The following is a 21,787-nucleotide window of genomic DNA, read 5'->3' on the forward strand; positions in this document are numbered from 1 at the left end:
GGCAGGCTCAGGCCCGCGTCAACAGCACCACCGCCAGGGCGGCGATGCCCTCGCCGCGACCGGTGAAGCCCAGCTTCTCGGAGGTGGTGGCCTTCACGGAGACCGCGCCGATGTCCGCACCCAGATCGGCGGCGAGGTTGGCGCGCATGGCTTCGGCATGCGGGCCAACCTTTGGGCGTTCGCAGACGACGGTGAGGTCGGCATTGCCCAGGGTCCAGCCGCGCTCGCCGGCCAAGGCAGCGCAGTGGCGCAGGAACATGCGGCTGTCGGCGTCCTTCCAGCGCGGATCCGAGGGCGGGAAGTGCCTGCCGATGTCGCCCAGCGCCAGGGCGCCGAGGATGGCATCGCACAGGGCGTGGATCACCACGTCGCCGTCGGAATGCGCGAGAACTCCCCGGTCGTGCGGCACCCGCACCCCGCCCAGCATGACGTGGTCACCGTCCCCGAAAGCGTGCACGTCGAAGCCCTGCCCGATCCGGATCTGCCCGCTCATCACCTGTCCTTCCCCAGAATGAACTCGGCCAGCGCCAGGTCGGCCGGCGTCGTCACCTTGATGTTGTCTTCGGCACCCTCGACCAGACAGGGACGCAGGCCCAGACGTTCCATCGCCATGGCTTCGTCGGTGACGGCGACGCCGGCGCGCAGGGCAGCATCGAGCGCGCGGGTCAGGCCCCCGCGCCGGAACAGCTGCGGGGTCAGGGCCCGCCACAGCCATTCCCTCGGCTCGGTGGCCTGACTCTTGCCCAAATGGTCCGCGCGCTTGAGCGTATCGCGCACCGGGGCCGCCAGCAGCGCCCCGACCGGATCGGCCCGACCCACGGCCAACAGGCGGGCCAGATCGGCCCGACGCAGACAGGGCCGGGCAGCGTCGTGCACCAGCACCCACTGATCCTCGCTGACGGTGGCCGGCAGCGCGCGCAGCCCGGCCAACACCGATTCGGCCCGTTCGGCGCCGCCAGTGCAGACGAGCACGGGCTTGCCACCGATCTCGCGCCAGCCCGGCCAGTGCCGATCGCCGGCCGCCAGCACCACCATGGCGCCGTCCACGTCGTCGTGGTCGAGTACGGCGCGCAGGCTGTGCTCGATCAAGGGCCGGCCGGCGAGTTCGAGGTACTGCTTCGGCAGGCCGGCTCCGAAACGCAGGCCACGCCCGGCGGCGGGCAGCACCGCCCAGCTCATCGCCTCGGCTCCGTGTCGTCCGCGGTGTCCTCGCGGGGCGCGACCGGCGCCGGCTCGACCACCCTGTAGAAGGTCTCGCCCGGGCGGATCATGCCCAGCTCGCTGCGCGCGCGCTCCTCGATCGCGGCCTCGCCGGACTTGAGATCCTCGACCTCGGCCGACAGCGCGTCGTTGCGCTGCTTCAGGCGGGCGTTCTCGCGCCGCTGTTCGTCCACGCGCTCCTGCAGGGCCTCGACCTCGGCCATGCCGCCCTCGCCCCACCAGAGCTTGGCCTGCAGGGCCACCAGGACCAGCAGCAGCAATGCGTAGGCCCACCAGCGGCGCAAGGCCTACCTCACCGCGTCAGGCTGACGAAGGCATCGCGGCCGGCGTAGCGGGCCTTGCCGGCCAGGGCCTCCTCGATGCGCAGCAGCTGGTTGTACTTGGCCACCCGGTCGCTGCGGCACAGCGAACCGGTCTTGATCTGGGTAGCGGTAGTGGCGACGGCGATGTCGGCGATGGTGGTGTCCTCGGTCTCGCCTGAGCGGTGCGACACCACGGCGGCATACCCGGCCTGATCGGCCATGGCGATGGCGTCCAGGGTCTCGGTCAGGGTTCCGATCTGGTTGACCTTGATCAGGATGGCATTGCCGACGCCCTGGTCGATGCCTTCGCGGAAGATGCGCGGGTTGGTCACGAACAGGTCGTCGCCGACCAGCTGCACCTTGCCGCCCAGGCGAGAGGTCAACAGCTTCCAGCCGTCCCAGTCGTGCTCGGCCATGCCGTCCTCGATGGTGATGATCGGGTACTGGGCGCACCAGCCGGCCAGGAAGTCCACGAACTGCTCGGACGACAGCCGGCGCCCCTCGCCGACCAGGTTGTACTTGCCGTTCTCGTAGAACTCCGAGCTGGCCACGTCCAGGCCCAGCAGGATGTCTTCGCCGGCGGTGTAGCCGGCCTTGCCGATCGCCTCGAGGATGACCTCGATGGCCTCTTCGTTCGAGCGCAGGTCGGGCGCGAAACCACCCTCGTCGCCGACCGCGGTGCCGAGACCACGGCCCTTGAGCACGGCCTTGAGTGCGTGGAAGACCTCGACGCCGGCACGCAGGGCTTCGGAGAAGCTGCCCGGGCCGACCGGCAGGATCATGAACTCCTGCATGTCCACGTTGTTGTCGGCGTGGGCACCGCCGTTGATGATGTTCATCATCGGCACCGGCAACACTGCCTCGCGACCCAGGCCCAGGTGCGCCCACAGCGGCAGGCCGTGCGAGGCGGCAACCGCGTGCGCGTTGGCCAGGGACACCCCGAGCAGCGCGTTGGCGCCCAGGCGCCCCTTGTTCTCGGTGCCGTCCAGGTTGATCAGCTTGGCATCCAGGCCGGCCTGGTCAGTGGCGTCGAAACCCTTGATGGCCTCGGCGATCGTGCCGTTCACATTGGCCACGGCCTTGCGCACGCCCTTGCCCAGATAGCGGCTCTTGTCGCCGTCGCGCAGCTCCACCGCCTCCTTGGTGCCGGTGGACGCGCCCGAGGGCACGGCGGCGCGGCCCATATGGCCACTGGAAAGGGTGACCTCGGCTTCGAGCGTCGGGTTGCCCCGGCTGTCGAGGATTTCGCGGGCGTGGACTTTGGTGATCGTGGTCATGACATCCTGTTGCTTGTCTGGAAAAGGGTATTGGCCACTGCCTACGGCCGGAGATCGGCCTCGAGAAAGCCGCGGCGCTTTGCGACCCGGTCTATCTCGACCAGGGTTTCCAGCAGCTCGCGCATGCGCCCCAGCGGCCAGGCATTGGGGCCGTCACTGAGGGCCTTGTCCGGGTCGGGATGGGTTTCCATGAACAGGCCGCTGACGCCGACCGCGACCGCGGCCCGGGCCAGTACCGGCACGAACTCGCGCTGGCCGCCGCTCTTGCCGCCGGCGCCACCGGGCAACTGCACACTGTGGGTGGCGTCGAACACCACCGGACAACCGGTATCGCGCATCACCGCCAACGCGCGCATGTCCGAGACCAGGTTGTTGTAGCCGAAGCTGACGCCGCGCTCGCAGGCCATGATCCGGGTGTTGCCGGTGGCCCTTGCCTTGTCGGTGACGTGCTTCATCTCCCAGGGGGAGAGAAACTGGCCCTTCTTGATGTTCACCGGTTTGCCGGCCGAGGCGACGCGGCGGATGAAATCGGTCTGCCGGCACAGGAAGGCGGGCGTCTGCAGCACGTCCACCACCGCCGCCACCTCGTCCATGGGCGTGTATTCGTGCACGTCGGTCAGTACCGGCACGCCGACCTGGCGCCTGACCTGCTCCAGCACCTTCAGGCCGGCCTCGAGGCCAGGGCCACGGAAACTCTCGCCCGAGGTGCGGTTGGCCTTGTCGAAGCTGGACTTGAAGATGAAGGGAATGCCGAGCGCCGAGGTGATCTCCTTCAGCCGGCCGGCGGTGTCCACCTGCAGCTGTTCGGACTCGATCACGCAGGGGCCGGCAATCAGGAAGATGGGCCGGTCCAGGCCGACCTCGAAGCCGCACAGTTCCATCAGGCCTTGGCCTCCTTGAGCAGGCGTCCACCGGCCTTGTGTTCGCGGGCGGCGCGGATGAAGCCGATGAACAGCGGGTGGCCGTCGCGCGGGGTGGACAGGAATTCGGGGTGGGCCTGGCAGGCAATGAACCAGGGATGGTCCGGGATCTCGATCATCTCCACCAGCAGGTCGTCCATGGACTTGGCGCTGATCACCAGGCCGGCATCCTCGAGCTGGCTGCGGTAGCGGTTGTTGAACTCGTAGCGGTGCCTGTGCCGCTCGCCGACCACGTCCTTGCCGTAAAGCTCGCGGGCCCTGGTGCCGGGCTTGAGCCGCTGCTCCTGCAGGCCCAGGCGCATGGTGCCGCCCAGGTCGGAATTCTCGTCGCGGCGCTCGACCTCGCCGGTGGCGGTGCGCCACTCGGTGATCAGGCCGATCACCGGATGCGGGCAGTTGCGGTCGTTTTCGGTGCTGTTGGCGCCTTCCAGGCCGGCCACGTGGCGGGCGTAGTCCACCACCGCCGCCTGCATGCCGTAGCAGATGCCGAAATACGGGATGCGGTGCTCGCGGGCGTAGCGGGCGGCGAGCACCTTGCCCTCGAAACCGCGGTCGCCGAAGCCGCCCGGCACCAGGATGGCATCCACGCCCTGAAGCAGGCCCACTCCCGCCTTTTCGATCTGCTCGGATTCCAGCCACTTCAGCCGCACCCGGGTGCGCTGGCGCAGGCCGCCGTGCTTGAGCGCCTCGGCCAGCGACTTGTAGGCGTCCTGATGGTCCACGTACTTGCCGACCACGGCCACGGTGACTTCGTCCACCGGGTTTTCGACCGCGTCCACCACCGCCTCCCACTCGGAAAGGTCGGCCGGGCCGGCCTTGTCCTCCAGGCGCAGGCGCTCGACCGCGATCTGGTCGAGCTGCTGGCTGTGCAGCCACAGCGGCAGCCGGTAGATGTTGTCCACGTCCACGCAACTGATGACCGCCTTCTCGGGCACGTTGGTGAACAGGGCGATCTTGCGCCGCTCGCCGTCCGGCAGCGGCTTCTCGCTGCGGCAGACCAGGATGTCGGGCTGGATGCCGATCGAGCGCAATTCCTTGACCGAGTGCTGGGTCGGCTTGGTCTTGAGCTCGCCGGCGGCGGCGATGTACGGCACCAGGGTCAGGTGCATGAAGATGGCCTGGTCCGGCCCGCGCTCGGTGCGGATCTGGCGGATGGCCTCCAGGAACGGCAGCGACTCGATGTCGCCGACGGTGCCGCCGATCTCGACCAGGGCCACGTCGAAGCCGTCGGTGGCCTCGAAGATGCAGCGCTTGATCTCGTCGGTGATGTGCGGGATCACCTGCACGGTGCCGCCGAGGTAGTCGCCGCGGCGCTCCTTGCGGATGACGTTCTCGTAGATACGGCCGGTGGTGATCGAGTTCTTGCGGGTCAGCCGGGTGCGGACGAAGCGCTCGTAGTGGCCCAGGTCCAGGTCGGTCTCGGCGCCGTCGTCGGTAACGTAGACCTCGCCGTGCTGGAACGGGCTCATGGTGCCCGGGTCCACGTTGATGTAGGGATCGAGCTTCATCATGGTGACCCGCAACCCGCGGGCCTCCAGGATGGCTCCCAGCGAGGCGGCCGCGATGCCCTTGCCGAGCGAGGACACCACGCCGCCGGTGACGAAGATGAGACGGGTCATGGGAATGCGGGGGCGCTGGAAAACGGCATTCTACCGGCTCCGCCGGTGATCGGCGAGTTCTTCCCGGGCATCAAGCACTTGCCTGCCGTTCAGGCCCGTCCCTGCTTGACCGCTCCGGCCCCGGCGCCCATCCTGCCTGCCCCGCGCGCCTCCCGAGCACGTCACACGCATGAGCTCCCGCTACAACGCCGCCGACATCGAAGTCCTCTCCGGCCTGGATCCGGTCAAGCGCCGGCCCGGCATGTACACCGACACCAGCCGGCCCAACCATCTGGCCCAGGAGGTGATAGACAATGCGGTGGACGAGGCCCTGGCCGGCCATGCCAGCACGGTGGAGGTCACCCTGTACCCGGACGGCAGCTGCGAGGTGGCCGACGACGGCCGCGGCATGCCGGTGGACATCCATCCCGAGGAAGGCATTCCGGGCGTGGAGCTGATCCTGACCCGGCTGCATGCCGGCGGAAAGTTCAGCGGCAAGAACTACACCTTTTCCGGCGGCCTGCACGGCGTCGGCGTCAGCGTGGTCAACGCGCTGTCGAAGAAGGTCGAAGTCTTCATCAAGCGCGACGGCCAGGAACACCGCATGGAGTTCCGCGACGGCGACCGCGCCTCGGCCCTGGAAGTGGTGGGCGCCGTCGGCAAGCGCAACACCGGCACCCGCCTGCGCTTCTGGCCCGACCCGAAGTATTTCGACAGCCCGAAGTTCGCCCTGCGCGCACTGCGCCACCTGCTGCGGGCCAAGGCGGTGCTGTGTCCGGGCCTGACCGTGCGCCTGCACGATGTCGCCAGCGGCGAGCGCAACGAGTGGTGCTACGAGGACGGCCTGCGCGACTACCTGGGCGGCGAGCTGCAGGGGCGCGAACTGCTGCCGGCCGGCCTGTTCACCGGCCACCTGGCCAAGGAAACCGAGGTGGCCGACTGGGCCGTAGCCTGGGTGCCGGAAGGCGATCTGGTGCAGGAAAGCTACGTCAACCTGATTCCGACCGCCCAGCACGGTACCCACGTCAACGGCCTGCGCAGCGGTTTCACCGACGCCCTGCGCGAGTTCTGCGATTTCCGCAATCTGCTGCCGCGCGGCGTCAGGCTGGCGCCCGAGGACGTCTGGGACCGGATCAGCTTCGTGCTCAGCCTGAAAATGACCGACCCGCAGTTCAGCGGCCAGACCAAGGAACGGCTGAGCTCGCGCCAGGCCGCCGCTTTCGTCGAAGGCGCCGCCCACGACGCCTTCTCGCTGTGGCTCAACCAGCACGTCGAGGAAGGCACGCGCATCGCCCAGCTGGCGATCGAGCGCGCCACCGCCCGGCTGAAATCCGAAAAGCAGGTAGTGCGCAAGAAGGTGGTGCAGGGCCCGGCCCTGCCCGGCAAGCTGGCCGACTGCAGCAGCCAGGACCTGTCGCGCACCGAGCTGTTCCTGGTCGAGGGCGACTCCGCCGGCGGCAGCGCCAAGCAGGCCCGCGACAAGGATTTCCAGGCCATCCTGCCCCTGCGCGGCAAGATCCTGAACACCTGGGAAGTGGAATCCGGCGGCGTGCTGGCCTCGCAGGAAGTGCATGACCTGGCCGTGGCGATCGGCTGCGACCCGGGCACGGACGACATCGCCGGCCTGCGCTACGGCAAGATCATCATCCTGGCCGACGCCGACAGCGACGGCCTGCACATCGCCACCCTGCTCTCGGCCCTGTTCCTGCGCCACTTCCCCGCCCTGGTGAAGGCCGGGCACGTGTTCGTGGCCATGCCGCCGCTGTTCCGCGTGGACGTCGGCAAGCAGGTGTTCTACGCCCTGGACGAGGAAGAGAAGCGGCTGCTGCTGGACCGGATCGAGCGGGAAAGGATCCGCGGCCAGGTCAGCGTCACCCGCTTCAAGGGTCTGGGCGAGATGAACCCGGCCCAGTTGCGCGAGTCCACCATCCACCCCGACACCCGCCGGCTGGTGCAGCTGACCGTGGACGACGATGCCGAGACCCGGGCCCTGATGGACCTGCTGCTGGCCCGCAAGCGGGCCGCCGACCGCAAGGCCTGGCTGGAGGCCAAGGGCGATCTGGCCTCGCTGGAGGTCTGAACCGGGGCCGGGATCCGTTTCGCACGCCGTCGGACCTGACCTGACCTGACCTGACCTGACCTGACCTGACCTGACCGGGCCCGGGCCGCCAGCCGCCAGCCGCCAGCCGCCAGCCGCCCAAAGTGTGACCCCGGGCACGGAAATGTGACGTTCTGCGTCACATTTCTGCCGCCGCCGGCTCCGGAAAACCGACCGCTCATCGGCCAGATGGCCGTTGCTGGCCTGCTAACGCGTGTCGGCCGCGCCTTGAACATGTGATCTGGTTCACACTTCAAGCCTCCCGGACCGTCCCGGGCAGGCTGGCACGCTACTTGCTTCGAATGGGCTGCCCGCTCCAAGCGGCCCCTGGTCACAGGAAATGGCCGGGGCAAGGCCAACCGGCTGTTTCCCCGCAACCCCCAATGAGGAATACATCTCCATGAACACTGTCCGTAGCATCCGAGGCCTCGCCCTCATGGGCGTGGCGGCCCTCGGCCTGATCGCCATGACCCCGGCCTTCGCCGAATCCGATTTCCAGACCGGCAACGGCGCCTTCTCGGCCAACGCCGACCTGAACTTCCGCGTGGTGATCCCGCGCTTCATCAGCTTCCGGGTCGGCTCCACCGGCAGCACCGTGGATCTGGTGCAGTTCGACGTTCCGGCCGCCAATGTCGGCGACGGCAGCCCGATCAACCGCAGCAATGCCGGCGGCGCGCCGATCCCGGTCAGCCTGCTGAGCAACGTTGGCAACGTGAACCTGTCGGCGACCGGCTCGGGCAGCGGCCTGACCGACGGCACCAACACCATCCCCTGGTCCGAGATCCTGGGCACCAGCTCCGACAACGCCAACTTCCCCGTGCCGGCCGTCGGCGCCGCCGCCACCACGCTGAACGCTCCGGCCTCCGGCGTGATCAACCGCACCGCCGACTGGACCTTCCAGTACGCCAACAACACCGTGGTCGGCGCCGGTCAGTACGACGGCACCGTGACCTACACCGCTGCCGCTCCGTAAGGGCGTTTCCGGCGAATGGTGCGGCCATCCCGTGAGGATGGCCGCACCCCGGAGAGGATCATGCGTACCGCGCTGCCCCGGTTGGTCATACTGGCCGGCGGGCTGGCCTTGTCCAGCTTGGCTTCCGCCTACACCGTGAACATCGCGCCGGCGAACCCGCGCGCTGTATACCTGCGCGTGGGCGATGGCCTGATGTCGGGCGGCAACTACAACGCCGGCGGCACGCCGGTGTCCGGCGGCGCCGTCAACCGCGTCCTGGTCACGGTCCCGGCCGGGTCCGTGGGCAACGGCGTCCCGATCGCCATGGGAACGGAAGGCTCGCCCCGCCTGACCAGCGACTACGACGGCTACCTCTTCTGCAACCCCGGGCAGATCTACATCGGCGGGTTCTACCGGACCACCTCGAACGGCGGCTGGCGCGCCCAGCCGGCCCGGTTGCTGATCACGGCACCGGCCAACCTGGTCAGCGCCGACGGCCACACCATACCCATCTCGGAGATCAGCTGGACCACCAGCGGCAACGGAGACACGGGCCCGCAGCCGATCCCGGCAGGCACGCTCAGCGCCGGCCAGAACCAGTTGACGACCTTTCCGCGCAACTCCTGGCGGGAAAGCTGCATGAGCTTTACCTACGCCAACCAGAATCTCGTCGCCGCCGGCACCTACGACGCCACGGTGACCTTCACGCTGGCGCAGCCATGAGCAGGCTCGTCTTCCTGCTGCTGGGCCTGGGCCTGCTGCTGGCCTCGCCAGCGGCCCTGGGCCAGGCCATGCGCGTGGACGACAGCGCCAGCCAGGTGCTGGGCAGCACGCTCAAGCTCGCCTGGGACGAGCCCATGCCCGGCCGCGGCGGCGTCCAGACCCTGTCCGGCACCATCACCGTCCAGGTGCGGTTGAACGTCCGCCCCTGGAAAGGCCAGCGGGCCCGCATCTACCAGGTGCTGCAAACGCCGGCCAGCACGCGCGTGCATGCCCGCTGGAGCAGCCAGGGCCGCCTGCTGCCCGGCCAGCTGCGCGGCGGCGAGCGTGCGCTCGTCTACGCCGGCCTGATCGACGCAGACGAGTTGCAGGACGTATTCCAGTTGACCATCGTCGCCGACGGAGACGGGCTGGAAGATCGCGAAACCCTGAACTTCGACTTCGAAATCGAACTGGAGAATCCCTGATCATGTTCCGCCAGGGGGCCCTGCTGCTGAGCCTGCTCCTGCCGGCACCGGTGCTGGCCCAGGGCTTTTCCGCCCAGGTGCTGCCGCCCCGGTTCGAGGATGCCGCCAAGCCCGGCAGCACCTACCGGAACGTCATCGAGATCCAGAACGCTTCGCCGGAGGCGGTCCGCTTCGGCGTGCGCACCGCCGACTGGGATCTGGACGACAAGGGCGGCGTGCATTTCGACTACGCGCTGGCACCCGACAGCTGCCGGCCCTGGGTCGGCCTCGAGGCGCGCGAGATCCGCCTGGATCCCAAAGGCCGCAAGCGCTTCCGCTTCGAAGTGGCCGTGCCGCCGGGCACGCCGGCCCGCCAGTGCCGCTTCGCCATCATGATCGAGGGCGAGCCGCAGAAGACCGGCGCCGGTGTGGCCGTGGCCGGGCGGATCGGCGTGATCGTCTACCTGGACATCGCCGGCGCCGCCGCCGCGCTTCGCATCGTCGGCCATGCCGTCGAAACCGTCGAGGGCCGCGACCTGCCCGTACTGCGGGTAAGCAACGACGGCATTGCCCACGGCAGGCTGCAGGGCCTGCTGGACGGCCGCGACGCCAACGGCCGTCGCTGGACCTTCGTCCCGGCCAACGACCCGATCCTGCCGGGCCGCCAGCGCGACATCGCCCTGTACCCGATGGGCGAGCCCGAAGGAGTCGCCGTTCCCCCGATCGCCTTCCCGCTGCGCCTGCAGGGTCGCCTGGACTGGCGGGGCCAGCGCCTGCCCGTGGACGCGACGGTCGCGCGATGACCAGGACGCCCGCCCCGGCCCGCCTGGCCCTCGCCCTCCTGCTCGCCCTTCCCTACGTATTTCCGGTCGCCGCCCGCCAGGACGCCGGGGGCGGCGAAACCGGGGAATACCAGGACCGGGTGATCGCGCCCGAAGACCTGGCGCCGCTGCCCGAGGAAGAGGAGACGCAATTCGACGCCAGCGGCCTGCCGCGCAGCTGGCGCCTGGAGAACGTGCTCAGCCACGTCGAACGCGGCGACGAGGACTTCACCGAGTTCGGCCTGAACTTCGGCGGCCATCGCGAAACCGAGCGCTGGGGCAGCCTGTCCCTGAACGGCACGGTGTTCCGGCGCGACGGCGTCCGCGGCGAGCCGGCCGAATGGATCGGTTCGGCCACCCTGTGGCAGCGCGGCCTGCGATTCGACGGCGGTTGGCGCGCCGACAACGGCCTGGGCGTGCTGAACACCCCGCTGGTGCCGCTGCAACGCGACCAGTACCGCTTCTTCCTGCCCTCGGTGCCCTTCCTGGGCGCCACCAGCCAGTGGCTGGACGAGGACAGCGGCCTGCATCTGCAGGGCGCGCTGGGCCGGGCAGGCGTGTTCTCCGGTTCGCGCATCGTGGCCTTCGACCAGGCCGACGGCAACGTGGCGAGCGTCGGTGCGCAGTGGCGCTGGTCCGAAGGCTGGACCGGCGCGGCCACGGCTCTGGCGACCGACGGGCTCATCGTTCCGGACCCGATCACCGGCAGCCTGTTCCAGGACGGCCGCACCGAAGCCGTGCTGCTGAGCACGGGCTGGGAGGGCGGGAACCACCGCGCCCAGTTGCACCTGCATTCGAGTTCCGGCTACCTGGGCGACGCCACCGGCCTCTGGGTCGACGCGCAGTCGCGTCGCGGTCGCCATACCTGGAACTACGGTCTCTTTCGCCTCGAGGAAGGCCTCGCCTGGGGCGCCTTGCCGATCAACAACGACGCCCAGGGCGGCTACGTCCGGCTGCGCCACGACGGCGCGCGCTGGACCTGGAGTGCCGGCCTGGACCGCATAGACTCGGTCAGCGGCAGCGGCTTCGAAGGCAGCTACGGCACCTTCTTCGCCCGTTACCAGCTTCGCCACAACGTCGGCGTCGGCGGCAACGTCAACATCCGCGACTCCGCCACCGCCACCGACTACAGCACCCGCTGGTTCATTGATCGGCGCGGCCGCTGGGGCCTGACCCGGGTCCAGCTCGACCAGGCCCGCACCGGCGGCGGCGATCGCGAGGACTGGCTGCTCACGCTGGACCAGGACGTGCCGGTCCGCAGCGGCTCGCGCCTGTCGGTGTCGGCCAGCCTGGGCACGCAGGACACCGCGGACGTCGGCCGCACCGACACCTTCACCCTGTCCGCGCTCGGCGGCATCGAGCTGGGCGATCGCACCAGCCTGGACGGCAACGTCCGCTGGACCCGCGGCGACGGCCCCGAGGCCTTCCGCGGCGTGGACATGAACCTCAGCCTGAACTGGCGCATGGCCACGCACTGGTGGTTGCAGGCCAGCGTCTACCGCAGCACCGGCGAGCAGCGCTCGCCCTTCCTGATCGACCCGCTGGCGCCGCCGGACCAGTTCTTCCCCATTCCGCGCGAGCGCTCGCTGTTCCTGAGCATCCGCTACGAGCGCCAGGCCGGCAGCCAGGCCATGGTGCTGGGCGGCCCGCCCGGCAGCGCCACCGGCAGCATCCGCGGCAGCGTGTTCCTGGACGAGAACGGCGATGGCGTCCGTTCGGCCTCGGAGCTGCCGGCGGTGAACGTCACCGTGGTGCTGGACGGCCGTTACGTGGTGCGCACCGACAGCCAGGGCGGCTTCGAGTTCCCGCGGGTGGCGGTCGGCACGCACGAGCTGGTGGTGATTCCGGACAACCTGCCCCTGCCCTGGTTCCTGGACGGCGCCGACGAGCGTCGCGGCGTAGAGGTCAAGGTGCGCGAGGCCGCCGTGGTGGACATCGGCGCCAGGAGGGAGCGATGAACGCCCCGCCGAACAGCGCCGGCAATGCCACCACCGGGCTGCTGCTGCGCCTGATTGGCCTGGTGTCGGCCGCCGTGCTGGCGGTCGGCCTGCAGGCCAGCGAGCTGGCCAAGGGCCTGCCCGGCGGCAACGGCTATCGGCTTGCCGACAACGACCGCTCTACACAGTGCGGCTTCGCCTGGCTGGACCTGGACCGCCAGGGCCATGAGCTCGAGCTGGTCGCCGGGCACCCGGGCGCGGCGGCCGACGACCGGGCGGCGATGCTGAGGCTGCGCCGGCCCTTCGAACTGTTCCAGACCCGCGTCGACCGGCTGGTGGTGTCGGGCAACGGCTATCTGGCCGCGGCCTCGGATTTCGCGCAGGACGACGGCAGCGACTACGGAAACCGCTGCGGCCTGCCGGCGCGCGCGGACAACGCCCGCTCCAGCCTCGACCGCATCTTCGTCTACCACGACGACCTGCGGCCCCGGCCCGGGGCGCGGGTGCGACATGCCTTCTTCGAGGATTGTCCGCGCGCCGGCGTCGCAGGCAGCGAGGCCTGCACGGTGATCGAATGGGATGGCTTCGAACGCAATGCCCCGCTGGCGAGCAGCCGGCCGCTGCGCATGCAGGCGGTGCTGTATCACCGCAGTCATGCCATCGTGATGCAATACGCCTCGGTGGACGACAGCGTCGGTGGCCAAGCCACGATCGGCCTGCAAGGCTTGGGCGGGCGCAGCGCCAACCGGGCCAGCTGCGATGTTCCGGGCCGGGTCGCGGACGGCCGCGCGCTTTGCTTCTTCGACCCCCGGTATCCGCCGGACGCCGCCCCGGAAACCGCAACCGCCCCCTGAAGCCCGCCGCTCCGGGGCGGCCGGCAGCTCAGCCCAGGGCCGCGCCGAGCAGACGCCGCAGCAAGGGCTGCAAGGCCGCCGCCCGCTGCGGCTGGTAGTCGCGCTGGGCGTCGTCCATGTAGGTGGTCTGGGCAAGCTCCAGCTGGATCGCTTCCACGCCGTCGGCCGGCTGGCCATAGTGCCGGGTGATGTAGCCGCCCTTGAAGCGGCCGTTGACGACGTGGCTGTAACGGTCCTGCCCTGCCAGCACCGCTTCCAGGCGGGCCTGGGTGGCGGCACCGCAACTGGCGCCCGCGGCCGTGCCGAGGTTCAGGTCGGGCAGCCGTCCCTCGAACAGGAAAGGCACTTCGGCCCGGATCGAATGGCCCTCCCACAGAACCACCCGGCCATGCGCCTGGCGCAGCCGCGCCAGTTCCGCCTGCAGGGCCTCGTGATAGGGCTGCCAATACGTCCGCACGCGCGCCGCGATCTCGTCGGCTGACGGCGCCTGGCCCGGCAGGTACACCGGTTCGCCGTCGAAGCGCACGGCCGGACACAGGCCGGTGGTGTTCTGGCCGGGATACAGCGACGTGTCGTCGGGCGGGCGGTTCAGGTCCACCACGTAGCGGGAATACACCGGCACCAGCACCGAGGCGCCCATCTCCCGCGCGAAACCGTACAGGCGGCTGACGAACCAGTCGGTGTCGGGCGCGGACCGCGCCGCCGGCTGCATGCGCGCGGCGAGCTCCGGCGGGATCAGGCTGCCGTCGTGCGGCAGGCTCACCAACAGCGGCAGTTCGCCGCGGTGCAGGCTGAGGATCGTTTCCATGCCGGCGAGTCTAGCCGGCGAAACGCGCCGGCGAATAAGGCGCCGGATCCAGCGCCGGCGCCCGTCCGCTCATCAGGTCGGCCAGCAGGCGGCCGGTGCCCGCGCTCATGCCCATGCCCATCATGCCGTGGCCGGTGGCCAGCCACAGGTTGGTGTGGCCGGGCGCGCGGCCGATCAGCGGCAGGTCGTCCCAGGTCATCGGCCGCCAACCGCACCATTCCTGGCGCTTGACCGGCCCGACCGGCTCGCGCAGGTAATCGCGGGCGCCACGCTCCAGGGCGTCCAGGCGGACCCGGTTGAGCCGCTGGTCGTAGCCGCTGAACTCCATGGTGCTGCCCAAGCGGTAGCCATCGGCCCAGGTGGTGACGCAGACACTGCGTTCCTTCAGCACCAGGGCGCGGCGCGGCACGATGGCCGGGCGCTCGTAGGTGATCGAATAGCCCTTGCCGGGCTGGATCGGGATGGGCAGGGCGATCATGGTGGCGAACAGGGGCGACCAGGCGCCCAAGGCCAGCACCACCTGCGAGGCGCGGCGTTCGCCCTCGCTGGTCTGCACCGATTCGATGCCGTGCCGGCCACGCACGATGCCGGTGACGCACACGCCTTCCTCGATCGCGCCGCCGTCCTCGCGGATGATCCGGGCCAGTTCGGCGGTGTAACGATCCGGCCGCAGCTGCGCGTCGCCGGGAAAAAAGATGGAACCGGCCAGGCCTTCCTTCAGGGCCGGTTCGTCGGCAGCCAGCGCGGCGGGATCCATGAGCCTGGCCTCGATGCCCAGCTCGGCCAGCAGGCCGAGCTCGCGGGAGTGGCGGTCGAGCGCCCGGGCCTTGCGGAATACGTAATGCAGGCCGCCGGCCTCGAAACCGCAGTCCAGGCCCTGGCCGTAGACCAGGTCTTCGACGAGGGCGCGGGAGTACTTGAGCAAGGCGCCCTTGGCCAGGCCGGCGATCCGCCAGTCGCGGGCATTGCAGCGCCCCGCCACCCGCGCCAGCCAACGCCAGAGCCCGGGATCCCAGCGCGGCCGGATATAGAGCGGCGCCGACGGGCTGAGCATCCAGCGCAATGCCTGCCCGACCAGGCCGGGGGCCGTCAGCGGCGCGGCATGACTGGGCGTCAGCGTGCCGCAATTGCCGTGCGAGGCGGCACCACCGACGCGGCCCTGCTCGATCACCCGGACGCTGCGACCTTCGGCCTGCAGGTAATGGGCGCAGGCCAGGCCGATCACCCCGCCGCCCAGGATCAGAACGTCCGCGTCCTTGTGCATGCGCGGATTCTACGCCGGGCGCCTTCGGCTCAGCGCCGCATGGGCGGCAGGCTGCCGTAGGTGGCGGCGCGCCACAGCCATTCCACCGGGCCCATGCGGAACCGGTCCAGCCACCAGCGGCTCAGGCCCAGCTGCAACAGGAAGAAGCCGGTCGCCAGCGGCAGCTGCCAGGCGCGCGGCACCTGTTCGAACAGGCCCAGGCCGTAGTGGTAGAACAGCAGGGTCATGGCCAGCGACTGCAACAGGTAATTGCTCAGCGCCATGCGGCCGGCGGGTGCCAGCCAGGATGGCCAGCCGGCCGGATTCGCCGCCTGCACGGCCCGCACGATCCAGGCCAGGTAGGCCAGGGCCATCAACACACCGCCCAGCATCTGCAGCACCTGGGCGAAGCTGGCGGTCAGATCGAGGCGGGCGAAATCCATGGTCGGCACCAGCCACCAGGACCACAGGGTCATGGCCAGACCCGCCGGCAGCGCCAGCCGGCGCAGTGCCGCGTAGAGGCGCGGCCATTCGCCAGGCCGGGCGATGGCGCCGCTGCGCACGAACCAGGCGCCGAGCAGGAACAGGCCGAGGATGAACCAGCCGTAGATGAGGATGAAGGCGAGCATGCTGCCGACGTCGGCCACACGCTGGGCCGTGGCTTCGGCGAAGCTGCCGCTGCCGTAAGCCAGGCGCTGGGCTTCGATCTGGGCGGCGAAGGTGGCGGCCTGCTCCTGCATCTGCCGCTGGAACTCCGCCGCCTGCTCCGGAGGCGCCAGCTGGACCAGACTGCCCAGGCCGCCCAGCAACAGGTTCAGCACGCAGGGCACCAGCATCCAGAAAACGCCCCATCCGATCAGCCTGGACGCCGGCGTGCGCCGGAAGAACAACAGCAGCACGAAGCCGGCAAGCGCGTAGGTGACCAGGATGTCGCCCGCCCAGATCAGCAGGGCGTGCACCAGGCCGATGGCCAGCAGCGCCAGGATCCGGCGCAGGTAGATGGCGAAGAAGGGCTGCTCGCGCGCCTGTGCCCTGGCCAGCATCACCGCGAAGCCCATGCCGAACAGCAGGGAGAACAGCGGGTAGAACTTGCCCTGTACCAGCAGGTAGACCAGCGTGTCGGCAACCCGGTCGGCACCGGAAAGCGAAGGGTCCACTCCGGTCATGGAGGCGGTCAGGGGGCCGGCCATGCCTTCGATGTTCATCAGCAGGATGCCGAGCAGGGCGAACCCGCGCAGCACGTCCATGACGGTGATCCGCTCGGCCGCCGCCACCGGCCCCATTGCCTCTCCAGCCACCCTGCCTCCTCCCCCGATCGGGGTTCGATTCCTCAGTTCCGACGCCAGGATCGGACTCCCGGCCCCGGGCCTTGAGTCAGCCCCTTGCGCCGATTCCCGTCCTATCAGTGCTGGTGGCCGCCGGCGCCATGAACGTGACCGTGTTCGATTTCCGCCTGCTCGGCCTCGCGCACGTCCACGATCTCGATGTCGAACCGCAGGGTCTTGCCGGCCATCGGATGGTTCAGGTCCACGTCCACCACCGTCGCACCGACCTTGACGACGGTGACGGCGCGGGGACCGTTCGACGTATCCAGCACCACCTGCTGGCCCGGCAGCAGCCTGGCCTGGCGAAAATGCTTCTTGGGCAGCCGCTGCACCAGGCCCTCGCGACGCTCGCCGTAAGCCTGGTCCGGCGCAACCGTCACCTCGAAACGGTCACCGGCCACGTGCTCCATCATCGCCGCTTCCAGGCCGGGGATGATATTGCCGTGGCCGATCAGCACGGCCAGGGGCTCGCGTTCGCGCGAGCTCTCCAGGGCCTCCCGGCCCGGCTCCGACACGGTGTAGTGGAAACGGACGACGCGGTTGTTCTCGATCTTCATGGGCTTTCCGGGCAGGGGCCGGTGACGCGGCCGGCGGGATGGGGCAGACTCCGCCACGTGATGGCGAGCGCGCATTATCCCGGCCGCTTCGGGCCGGCGCCAGTTCGGGGCCGGCCGGCCCTGTCCTTTCCGTTCGCAAACCTGCTGCTGGCGGGCTTGCTGCTCGCGGGCTGCGCGGGCGCGCCCGAGCGCCGGGCCGGCGCACCCGCGCGCGGCATCGGCGAGGGGATCCGCATCACCGACGTCAGCCCGGACGACCCGGCCCGGGCCAACGATGTCCTGATGCGGGCCCTGGGCCTGGTCGGCACCCCTTACCGCTGGGGCGGCAACACCCCCGAAGGCGGCTTCGACTGCAGCGGTCTGGTCGGCTTCGTTTTCCTGGACGCGGCGAACGTCTACTTGCCGCGCACCACGCGCGAGATCGCCCGGCACCGGGCCAAGTCGCCGCCTCCCGACCGCCTGGCGCCCGGTGACCTGGTGCTGTTCGCCAACCGCGGCCAGGTCTTCCATATCGGCATCTATGTCGGCGAGGGTCGCTTCGTGCACGCGCCCAGCACCGGCGGCACGGTGCGCCTGGACCGGCTCGACAACCCCTACTGGAGCCGGCACTACGCCGGCGCACGCCGCCTGCTGGACTGACGGACCGTATCCTCCGGGCAGGCAGCCGGGCGGCCGGCGCGCTGTCGGACTAGCGACGCGCCGGTTCCGGCCGCAGCCACAGCCAGGTGCCTGTCACCGCCATGATCGCGGTGCCGATCGCCGCCATCCACCACTTCGGCGCGGTCAGGAAGAAGATCACCGCGCATGCCGCCATCGTGCCCACCGCCCACCACTTGGCCCGGCGGCTGACCGAACCGGTTTCCCGCCAATCGCGGATCATCGGCCCGAAAACGCGATGCGCCAGCAACCGGTCGTGCAGGCGTTTCGAGCCCCTGGCCGCCGCGTAGGCCGACAGCAACACGAACGGCGTGGTCGGCAGCCCCGGCAGGAAGATACCGACGATGCCCAGGCCCAGGGTCACGTAGGCCAACAGCAACCAGAACCAGCGTCGGACCCGCGCAGTCGGGCTCATTCCGGCGCGATGCCGTCCGAGGCGGCGCCCGCCGTGGCCGCCGCCAGCGCCATGGCCTCACGCAGGGTGCGCCTGCGCATGCGCGCGTGCAGGCGGTCGCGCAGCCGCGCCATCTCCCGGGCCTGGACAATGCGGTCGTCCGGTCCCGCCGCCACCGGCAAGGCTTCACGGGCGAAGCGGAACTCGTCCCAGGCCTGCACCACGTGGCGGATCCGTCGCAGCAACAGCTCCAGCATGATCGCGTCGTCGAGCAGGCCGATCACCGCCACCTCGTCCGGAATCAGATCCTCCGGATCGCTGAAATAGGCGAGCAGCCGAAGCACTTCCGCGCGCTCCACCTGCGGCAGGGCCCAGCCATCGTCCTCCAGCATGTCTACCAGCCCCTGCACCTCGCGCAGGCGACGGCGGACGTAACCGGGCGCACGGGCGATCGGCAGCGTGTCCAGGGCATGCCTGGCCGCCGCGACGATGTCGCATTCCTCGGCGCAGGCGACCCGCGCCTCGGCCCGGGCCAAGGCCTCATGGAAACGCTCGATGTCGGCCGGTTCCAGCTCGAACGTGATGCGCATGGCCGCCATCCTACGCCAGCTGAACACGCCGTTCACACGCGCTGGCGGCGGTCGGGCCTTTCGCGTAGCATCCCGCCCCGTTTGCTGCATCGGCTGACCGTTTTCCCACGGCAGGCCCGCCCTCCGCCGGAGCCCCGCTCCGCCGGTCCCGGCCCCACCCGCACGAGCTTCGCTGCACAGACACGCCCGGCCACCGGCCCGGCGCACAAACCCGAAACATCACTCGCAGCGCGGTTCCAGGGAACGCTCCGGGTCCACACGGAGCCAATCCATGTCTTTCGACTCCCTTGGGCTGATGCCCGAGCTCGTCCGTGCGCTGTCCGCGCAGGGCTATGAATCCCCCACCGCCATCCAGGCCGAGGCCATCCCGCTGGCCCTGGCCGGGCACGACCTGATGGGCGGCGCCCAGACCGGCACCGGCAAGACCGCCGCCTTCGCCCTCCCCCTGCTGCAGCGCCTGGCCGTGACCGGTCCGCGCAGCGGTCCGCGCAAGCCGCGCGCCCTGGTCCTGGTGCCGACCCGCGAGCTGGCGGTTCAGGTCAACGACAGTCTCAAGGCCTATGGCCGGCACCTGCGCCTGGGCAGCGCCACCCTGTTTGGCGGCGTCGGCATGCAGCCGCAGGTGGACACGCTGCGCCGCGGCGTGGACATCCTGGTGGCCTGTCCCGGCCGCCTGCTCGACCACCTGGACCAGCGCAGCGCCGACCTGTCCCAGGTCGAGCTGCTGGTGCTGGACGAGGCCGACCGCATGCTCGACATGGGCTTCCTGCCCTCGATCAAGCGGGTGCTGGCCAAGCTGCCCGACAAGCGCCAGACGATGCTGTTTTCGGCCACCTTCGAGGACGGTATCCGCAAGCTGGCGCTGGAGCTGCTGCACGAACCGAGGCAAGTGCAGGTGACGCCGCGCAACGCCGTCGCCCACCGCGTCAGCCACGTCGTGCACCCGGTGGACGGCAGCCGCAAGCGCGACCTGCTGATCGAGCTGCTCAGTGCCCGCTGGCAGGACCAGGCGTTGGTGTTCGGGCGCACCAAGCACGGCTGCAACCGCCTGGCCGAACAGCTGGAGAAGGCCGGCATCAGCGCCGTCGCCATCCACGGCAACAAGAGCCAGGCACAGCGGCTGAAGGCACTGTCCGCGTTCAAATCCGGTGATGCCCGCATCCTGGTCGCCACCGACGTGGCCGCCCGCGGCCTGGACATCCCGCTGCTGCCGCTGGTGGTCAACTACGACCTGCCGATGGTGGCCGAGGACTACGTGCACCGCATCGGCCGCACCGGCCGGGCCGGCGCCAGCGGCGAGGCCATTTCCCTGGTGTCCCCGGACGAGGGGCAGCTACTGCGGCAGATCCAGCGCCTGCTCGAGACCGAGCTGGCCATGGTGACGGTGGAGGGGTATGCGCCCGGCCGGGCCGTCCGCATGGGCAACGACAGCCCCGCGCGTGGTCGTCCCTCCGGCCAGCAGCCACCCCGACGCCATGGGCGTCGCGGTCATGCCGGCCAGCGCGGCGACAGCCATGGCCATGCCGGCCCGAATCAGCACCGCACGTCGCAGCCCGACCGGCCGACCCGTCGCGCCAGCCGTTGAGGGCCCGGTCCGTTCCGCAAGAAAAGGTGTGAGCGGACTCCGGGGAGGGACCGCCATCGAGCCGCCGCCCCGGCCGCCGGGCGCTGGACGGGGCTTGTTTTTCCCGGGAGGCGGGCGGATGCTCGCGGCACGCTTCCGGGGAGGAATGCCGACATGTTCAGGACCCTGCTGGCCGTCGTGCTGGGCACCCTGGCCGCCGGGCTGGCGGTCGCCGGCGTACAGGCCCTTGGCCACTGGCTGTATCCGCCGCCGGTCGAGGTGGATTGGCGGGACCGGGCAGCGGTGACGGCGCTGATCGACTCCCTGCCGGTCGCCCAACTGGCGTTCGTGCCGGCGGCCTATGCCGTCGGCAGTTTCGTCGGCGGTTTCGTCGGCGGCACGGTCAGCGCCCTGCACAAGCGCGGCGCCGCCCTTGCCGTGGGCCTCGTGATGCTGGCCCTGGTCGTGGTCAATTTCGCGATGATTCCGCACCCGATGTGGATGGTGGCGGCCGGAGTCCTGGTGCCGCTGCCATTGGCCTGGCTGGGAGGCCGCTTCGCGCTCTGAACCGCTCAGGCGGGACGGCGGCGCAGGCTGAGCCAGGCGCCGGACAGCAGCAGAAGCATGGCCACGGTCTGGCTCCAGTGCGGCTGCGCCCGGCCGAAGACCAGCAGGAACCCCGTGGACAACAATGGCGCCGCATAGGACAGGGTGCCCAGCAAGGCGATGTGGCCGCGTTTGGTGCCGATGTCCCAGAGCCAGAAGGCCAGTCCGGTGGGGCCCAGGCCCAGCACCGCGATGGCCAGCCACTGCGCCGGCGCCGGCGCCATCGTGCGTTCGAAGGCCAGATGCGCGCCGGCCCCCAGCAGGGCCACGAGCAGGCAGGCTCCGGCCATGGCCGTGGAAGGCACGTCGCCGAAACGTCGGTTGAGCACCGAGTACAGCGACCAGGTCAGGGCCGCCCCCAGGGCCGCCAGGTAGCCGGGCAGGTGTTCGGCCCTGAAGCCGCCGCCGCCGCGGCCGACCAGCAATACCGCCGCCGCCAGCCCCAACAGCGTGCCCAGCCATTGCGCCGGGCGCACCTGCGCGCCGGCAAGCGGCCCGGCGAAGACCACGATCAACAGCGGCCACAGGTAGTTGACCAGGTTGGCTTCCACCACCGGCGCCCGTTTCAGCGCGATGAAGTACAGCGCGTGATAGCCGAACAACGCCGCCACGCCCAGCACCGCCGCCGGCAGCGGCTGGCGCAGCGCCGACAGCCCCGGTCCGCCGGGCCGGACCAGCGCCAGCAGGCCGGCCAGCCCGGCGATGCCGAAGCCCGAGGCCAGCAGCTGGAAGGGCGGGATCCCCGCAGTCGCGGCGGTCAGCACCGCCAGTGAAGACCAGAGCAGGATGGCGGCGAATCCGGCGGCGGTGGCTTGGTTGGGGGTCATGCGGGCGGCCTTGGCGAGCGCGCACGATACCGGCGTCCGCAGCAAGGGTCACCTTGGCGTGGCAACCACC

At 70.3% G+C, this 21,787-nt stretch carries 23 protein-coding genes; 10 read left to right on the forward strand and 13 right to left on the reverse strand.

Annotated elements, in window-relative coordinates; genetic code table 11:
- Nucleotides 1-7 precede the first annotated feature (7 nt).
- From ispF to F0415_RS03860, 6 genes are read right to left on the reverse strand one after another with little or no spacing between them, the layout of a single operon-like run.
- Nucleotides 8-493, reverse strand: a complete 486-nt coding sequence (gene ispF, locus F0415_RS03835) for a 2-C-methyl-D-erythritol 2,4-cyclodiphosphate synthase (protein WP_149859865.1) — start codon at nucleotides 491-493, stop codon at nucleotides 8-10.
- On the reverse strand, nucleotides 493-1,179 hold the full coding sequence (gene ispD, locus F0415_RS03840) for a 2-C-methyl-D-erythritol 4-phosphate cytidylyltransferase (protein ID WP_149859866.1): 687 nt from the start codon (nucleotides 1,177-1,179) through the stop codon (nucleotides 493-495). Before ispD ends, ispF begins: the two co-directional genes overlap by 1 nt.
- Nucleotides 1,176-1,505 (reverse strand): cell division protein FtsB, encoded by a 330-nt coding sequence (gene ftsB, locus F0415_RS03845; RefSeq protein WP_149859867.1) that lies wholly within the window; start codon nucleotides 1,503-1,505, stop codon nucleotides 1,176-1,178. The genes ispD and ftsB overlap by 4 nt, the downstream gene beginning before the upstream one ends.
- Before the next feature lie 8 nt (nucleotides 1,506-1,513).
- On the reverse strand, nucleotides 1,514-2,800 hold the full coding sequence (gene eno / locus F0415_RS03850) for a phosphopyruvate hydratase (protein WP_149859868.1): 1,287 nt from the start codon (nucleotides 2,798-2,800) through the stop codon (nucleotides 1,514-1,516).
- Between the two features lie 41 nt (nucleotides 2,801-2,841).
- The gene (gene kdsA / locus F0415_RS03855) at nucleotides 2,842-3,681 is read right to left on the reverse strand and encodes a 3-deoxy-8-phosphooctulonate synthase (RefSeq protein ID WP_149859869.1); all 840 of its coding nucleotides are present in this window, start codon (nucleotides 3,679-3,681) and stop codon (nucleotides 2,842-2,844) included.
- Nucleotides 3,681-5,339 carry a CTP synthase gene (locus tag F0415_RS03860; protein ID WP_149859870.1) on the reverse strand — a complete coding sequence of 553 codons (1,659 nt, stop codon included), beginning with the start codon at nucleotides 5,337-5,339 and terminating at the stop codon, nucleotides 3,681-3,683. The genes kdsA and F0415_RS03860 overlap by 1 nt, the downstream gene beginning before the upstream one ends.
- A gap of 169 nt (nucleotides 5,340-5,508) precedes the next feature.
- Here F0415_RS03860 and parE point away from each other — a divergent pair, with 169 nt between their 5' ends.
- From parE to F0415_RS03895, 7 genes are all read left to right on the forward strand, one after another.
- On the forward strand, nucleotides 5,509-7,398 hold the full coding sequence (parE, locus tag F0415_RS03865; RefSeq protein ID WP_149859871.1) for a DNA topoisomerase IV subunit B: 1,890 nt from the start codon (nucleotides 5,509-5,511) through the stop codon (nucleotides 7,396-7,398).
- A 418-nt stretch (nucleotides 7,399-7,816) separates the two neighbouring features.
- On the forward strand, nucleotides 7,817-8,389 hold the full coding sequence (locus F0415_RS03870; RefSeq protein WP_149859872.1) for a hypothetical protein: 573 nt from the start codon (nucleotides 7,817-7,819) through the stop codon (nucleotides 8,387-8,389).
- Nucleotides 8,390-8,449: 60 nt separating this feature from the next.
- Nucleotides 8,450-9,091 (forward strand): hypothetical protein, encoded by a 642-nt coding sequence (locus tag F0415_RS03875; protein WP_149859873.1) that lies wholly within the window; start codon nucleotides 8,450-8,452, stop codon nucleotides 9,089-9,091.
- Nucleotides 9,088-9,555: a hypothetical protein gene (locus F0415_RS12585; protein ID WP_188310275.1), complete on the forward strand. Its 468-nt coding sequence runs from the start codon at nucleotides 9,088-9,090 to the stop codon at nucleotides 9,553-9,555. The genes F0415_RS03875 and F0415_RS12585 overlap by 4 nt, the downstream gene beginning before the upstream one ends.
- Nucleotides 9,556-9,557: 2 nt before the next feature.
- Nucleotides 9,558-10,337: a hypothetical protein gene (locus F0415_RS03885; RefSeq protein WP_149859874.1), complete on the forward strand. Its 780-nt coding sequence runs from the start codon at nucleotides 9,558-9,560 to the stop codon at nucleotides 10,335-10,337.
- Nucleotides 10,334-12,313 (forward strand): carboxypeptidase-like regulatory domain-containing protein, encoded by a 1,980-nt coding sequence (locus tag F0415_RS03890; RefSeq protein WP_149859875.1) that lies wholly within the window; start codon nucleotides 10,334-10,336, stop codon nucleotides 12,311-12,313. The genes F0415_RS03885 and F0415_RS03890 overlap by 4 nt, the downstream gene beginning before the upstream one ends.
- Nucleotides 12,310-13,146 (forward strand): hypothetical protein, encoded by an 837-nt coding sequence (locus F0415_RS03895; protein ID WP_149859876.1) that lies wholly within the window; start codon nucleotides 12,310-12,312, stop codon nucleotides 13,144-13,146. The genes F0415_RS03890 and F0415_RS03895 overlap by 4 nt, the downstream gene beginning before the upstream one ends.
- A gap of 28 nt (nucleotides 13,147-13,174) precedes the next feature.
- Here the strand turns inward: F0415_RS03895 and hutG are convergent, their stop codons facing one another.
- The 4 genes from hutG to F0415_RS03915 form a co-directional block, all read right to left on the reverse strand.
- Nucleotides 13,175-13,954 (reverse strand): N-formylglutamate deformylase, encoded by a 780-nt coding sequence (gene hutG, locus F0415_RS03900; RefSeq protein ID WP_149859877.1) that lies wholly within the window; start codon nucleotides 13,952-13,954, stop codon nucleotides 13,175-13,177.
- Between the two features lie 10 nt (nucleotides 13,955-13,964).
- Nucleotides 13,965-15,218: an NAD(P)/FAD-dependent oxidoreductase gene (locus tag F0415_RS03905; protein WP_149859878.1), complete on the reverse strand. Its 1,254-nt coding sequence runs from the start codon at nucleotides 15,216-15,218 to the stop codon at nucleotides 13,965-13,967.
- A gap of 29 nt (nucleotides 15,219-15,247) precedes the next feature.
- Nucleotides 15,248-16,480, reverse strand: a complete 1,233-nt coding sequence (locus F0415_RS03910; RefSeq protein ID WP_149859965.1) for a DUF418 domain-containing protein — start codon at nucleotides 16,478-16,480, stop codon at nucleotides 15,248-15,250.
- A gap of 119 nt (nucleotides 16,481-16,599) precedes the next feature.
- The gene (locus F0415_RS03915; protein ID WP_149859879.1) at nucleotides 16,600-17,079 is read right to left on the reverse strand and encodes an FKBP-type peptidyl-prolyl cis-trans isomerase; all 480 of its coding nucleotides are present in this window, start codon (nucleotides 17,077-17,079) and stop codon (nucleotides 16,600-16,602) included.
- Between the two features lie 60 nt (nucleotides 17,080-17,139).
- Between F0415_RS03915 and F0415_RS03920 the strand changes: the two genes are divergently transcribed.
- On the forward strand, nucleotides 17,140-17,718 hold the full coding sequence (locus tag F0415_RS03920) for a C40 family peptidase (protein WP_149859880.1): 579 nt from the start codon (nucleotides 17,140-17,142) through the stop codon (nucleotides 17,716-17,718).
- A 49-nt stretch (nucleotides 17,719-17,767) separates the two neighbouring features.
- On the opposite strand, the gene F0415_RS03925 is transcribed toward F0415_RS03920, so the two are convergent.
- Nucleotides 17,768-18,151 (reverse strand): YbaN family protein, encoded by a 384-nt coding sequence (locus tag F0415_RS03925; RefSeq protein WP_149859881.1) that lies wholly within the window; start codon nucleotides 18,149-18,151, stop codon nucleotides 17,768-17,770.
- Entirely contained in the window at nucleotides 18,148-18,720 is a 573-nt protein-coding gene (locus F0415_RS03930) for a YkvA family protein (protein WP_188310276.1), read from the reverse strand. Before F0415_RS03930 ends, F0415_RS03925 begins: the two co-directional genes overlap by 4 nt.
- Before the next feature lie 271 nt (nucleotides 18,721-18,991).
- On the opposite strand from F0415_RS03930, the gene F0415_RS03935 reads away from it, so the two are divergent.
- Together F0415_RS03935 and F0415_RS03940 are read left to right on the forward strand one after the other, a co-directional pair.
- On the forward strand, nucleotides 18,992-20,305 hold the full coding sequence (locus tag F0415_RS03935) for a DEAD/DEAH box helicase (protein ID WP_149859883.1): 1,314 nt from the start codon (nucleotides 18,992-18,994) through the stop codon (nucleotides 20,303-20,305).
- Nucleotides 20,306-20,458: 153 nt separating this feature from the next.
- The gene (locus tag F0415_RS03940; RefSeq protein ID WP_149859884.1) at nucleotides 20,459-20,851 is read left to right on the forward strand and encodes a hypothetical protein; all 393 of its coding nucleotides are present in this window, start codon (nucleotides 20,459-20,461) and stop codon (nucleotides 20,849-20,851) included.
- Between the two features lie 5 nt (nucleotides 20,852-20,856).
- Here F0415_RS03940 and yddG read toward each other — a convergent pair whose 3' ends face one another.
- On the reverse strand, nucleotides 20,857-21,717 hold the full coding sequence (yddG, locus tag F0415_RS03945; protein ID WP_149859885.1) for an aromatic amino acid exporter YddG: 861 nt from the start codon (nucleotides 21,715-21,717) through the stop codon (nucleotides 20,857-20,859).
- Nucleotides 21,718-21,787: the final 70 nt, after the last annotated feature.

It is taken from the genome of Arenimonas fontis (assembly GCF_008386465.1).
GTDB lineage: Bacteria > Pseudomonadota > Gammaproteobacteria > Xanthomonadales > Xanthomonadaceae > Arenimonas > Arenimonas fontis.

Bases quoted from the DNA above. Each gene is read 5' to 3' on its own strand.
- ispF (WP_149859865.1), bottom strand. From the start codon at position 493: ATGAGCGGGCAGATCCGGATCGGGCAGGGCTTCGACGTGCACGCTTTC.
- ispD (WP_149859866.1), bottom strand. From the start codon at position 1,179: ATGAGCTGGGCGGTGCTGCCCGCCGCCGGGCGTGGCCTGCGTTTCGGA.
- eno (WP_149859868.1), bottom strand. From the start codon at position 2,800: ATGACCACGATCACCAAAGTCCACGCCCGCGAAATCCTCGACAGCCGG.
- kdsA (WP_149859869.1), bottom strand. From the start codon at position 3,681: ATGGAACTGTGCGGCTTCGAGGTCGGCCTGGACCGGCCCATCTTCCTG.
- F0415_RS03860 (WP_149859870.1), bottom strand. From the start codon at position 5,339: ATGACCCGTCTCATCTTCGTCACCGGCGGCGTGGTGTCCTCGCTCGGC.
- parE (WP_149859871.1), top strand. From the start codon at position 5,509: ATGAGCTCCCGCTACAACGCCGCCGACATCGAAGTCCTCTCCGGCCTG.
- F0415_RS03870 (WP_149859872.1), top strand. From the start codon at position 7,817: ATGAACACTGTCCGTAGCATCCGAGGCCTCGCCCTCATGGGCGTGGCG.
- F0415_RS03875 (WP_149859873.1), top strand. From the start codon at position 8,450: ATGCGTACCGCGCTGCCCCGGTTGGTCATACTGGCCGGCGGGCTGGCC.
- F0415_RS12585 (WP_188310275.1), top strand. From the start codon at position 9,088: ATGAGCAGGCTCGTCTTCCTGCTGCTGGGCCTGGGCCTGCTGCTGGCC.
- F0415_RS03885 (WP_149859874.1), top strand. From the start codon at position 9,558: ATGTTCCGCCAGGGGGCCCTGCTGCTGAGCCTGCTCCTGCCGGCACCG.
- F0415_RS03890 (WP_149859875.1), top strand. From the start codon at position 10,334: ATGACCAGGACGCCCGCCCCGGCCCGCCTGGCCCTCGCCCTCCTGCTC.
- F0415_RS03895 (WP_149859876.1), top strand. From the start codon at position 12,310: ATGAACGCCCCGCCGAACAGCGCCGGCAATGCCACCACCGGGCTGCTG.
- hutG (WP_149859877.1), bottom strand. From the start codon at position 13,954: ATGGAAACGATCCTCAGCCTGCACCGCGGCGAACTGCCGCTGTTGGTG.
- F0415_RS03905 (WP_149859878.1), bottom strand. From the start codon at position 15,218: ATGCACAAGGACGCGGACGTTCTGATCCTGGGCGGCGGGGTGATCGGC.
- F0415_RS03910 (WP_149859965.1), bottom strand. From the start codon at position 16,480: ATGGGGCCGGTGGCGGCGGCCGAGCGGATCACCGTCATGGACGTGCTG.
- F0415_RS03915 (WP_149859879.1), bottom strand. From the start codon at position 17,079: ATGAAGATCGAGAACAACCGCGTCGTCCGTTTCCACTACACCGTGTCG.
- F0415_RS03920 (WP_149859880.1), top strand. From the start codon at position 17,140: ATGGCGAGCGCGCATTATCCCGGCCGCTTCGGGCCGGCGCCAGTTCGG.
- F0415_RS03925 (WP_149859881.1), bottom strand. From the start codon at position 18,151: ATGAGCCCGACTGCGCGGGTCCGACGCTGGTTCTGGTTGCTGTTGGCC.
- F0415_RS03930 (WP_188310276.1), bottom strand. From the start codon at position 18,720: ATGCGCATCACGTTCGAGCTGGAACCGGCCGACATCGAGCGTTTCCAT.
- F0415_RS03935 (WP_149859883.1), top strand. From the start codon at position 18,992: ATGTCTTTCGACTCCCTTGGGCTGATGCCCGAGCTCGTCCGTGCGCTG.
- F0415_RS03940 (WP_149859884.1), top strand. From the start codon at position 20,459: ATGTTCAGGACCCTGCTGGCCGTCGTGCTGGGCACCCTGGCCGCCGGG.
- yddG (WP_149859885.1), bottom strand. From the start codon at position 21,717: ATGACCCCCAACCAAGCCACCGCCGCCGGATTCGCCGCCATCCTGCTC.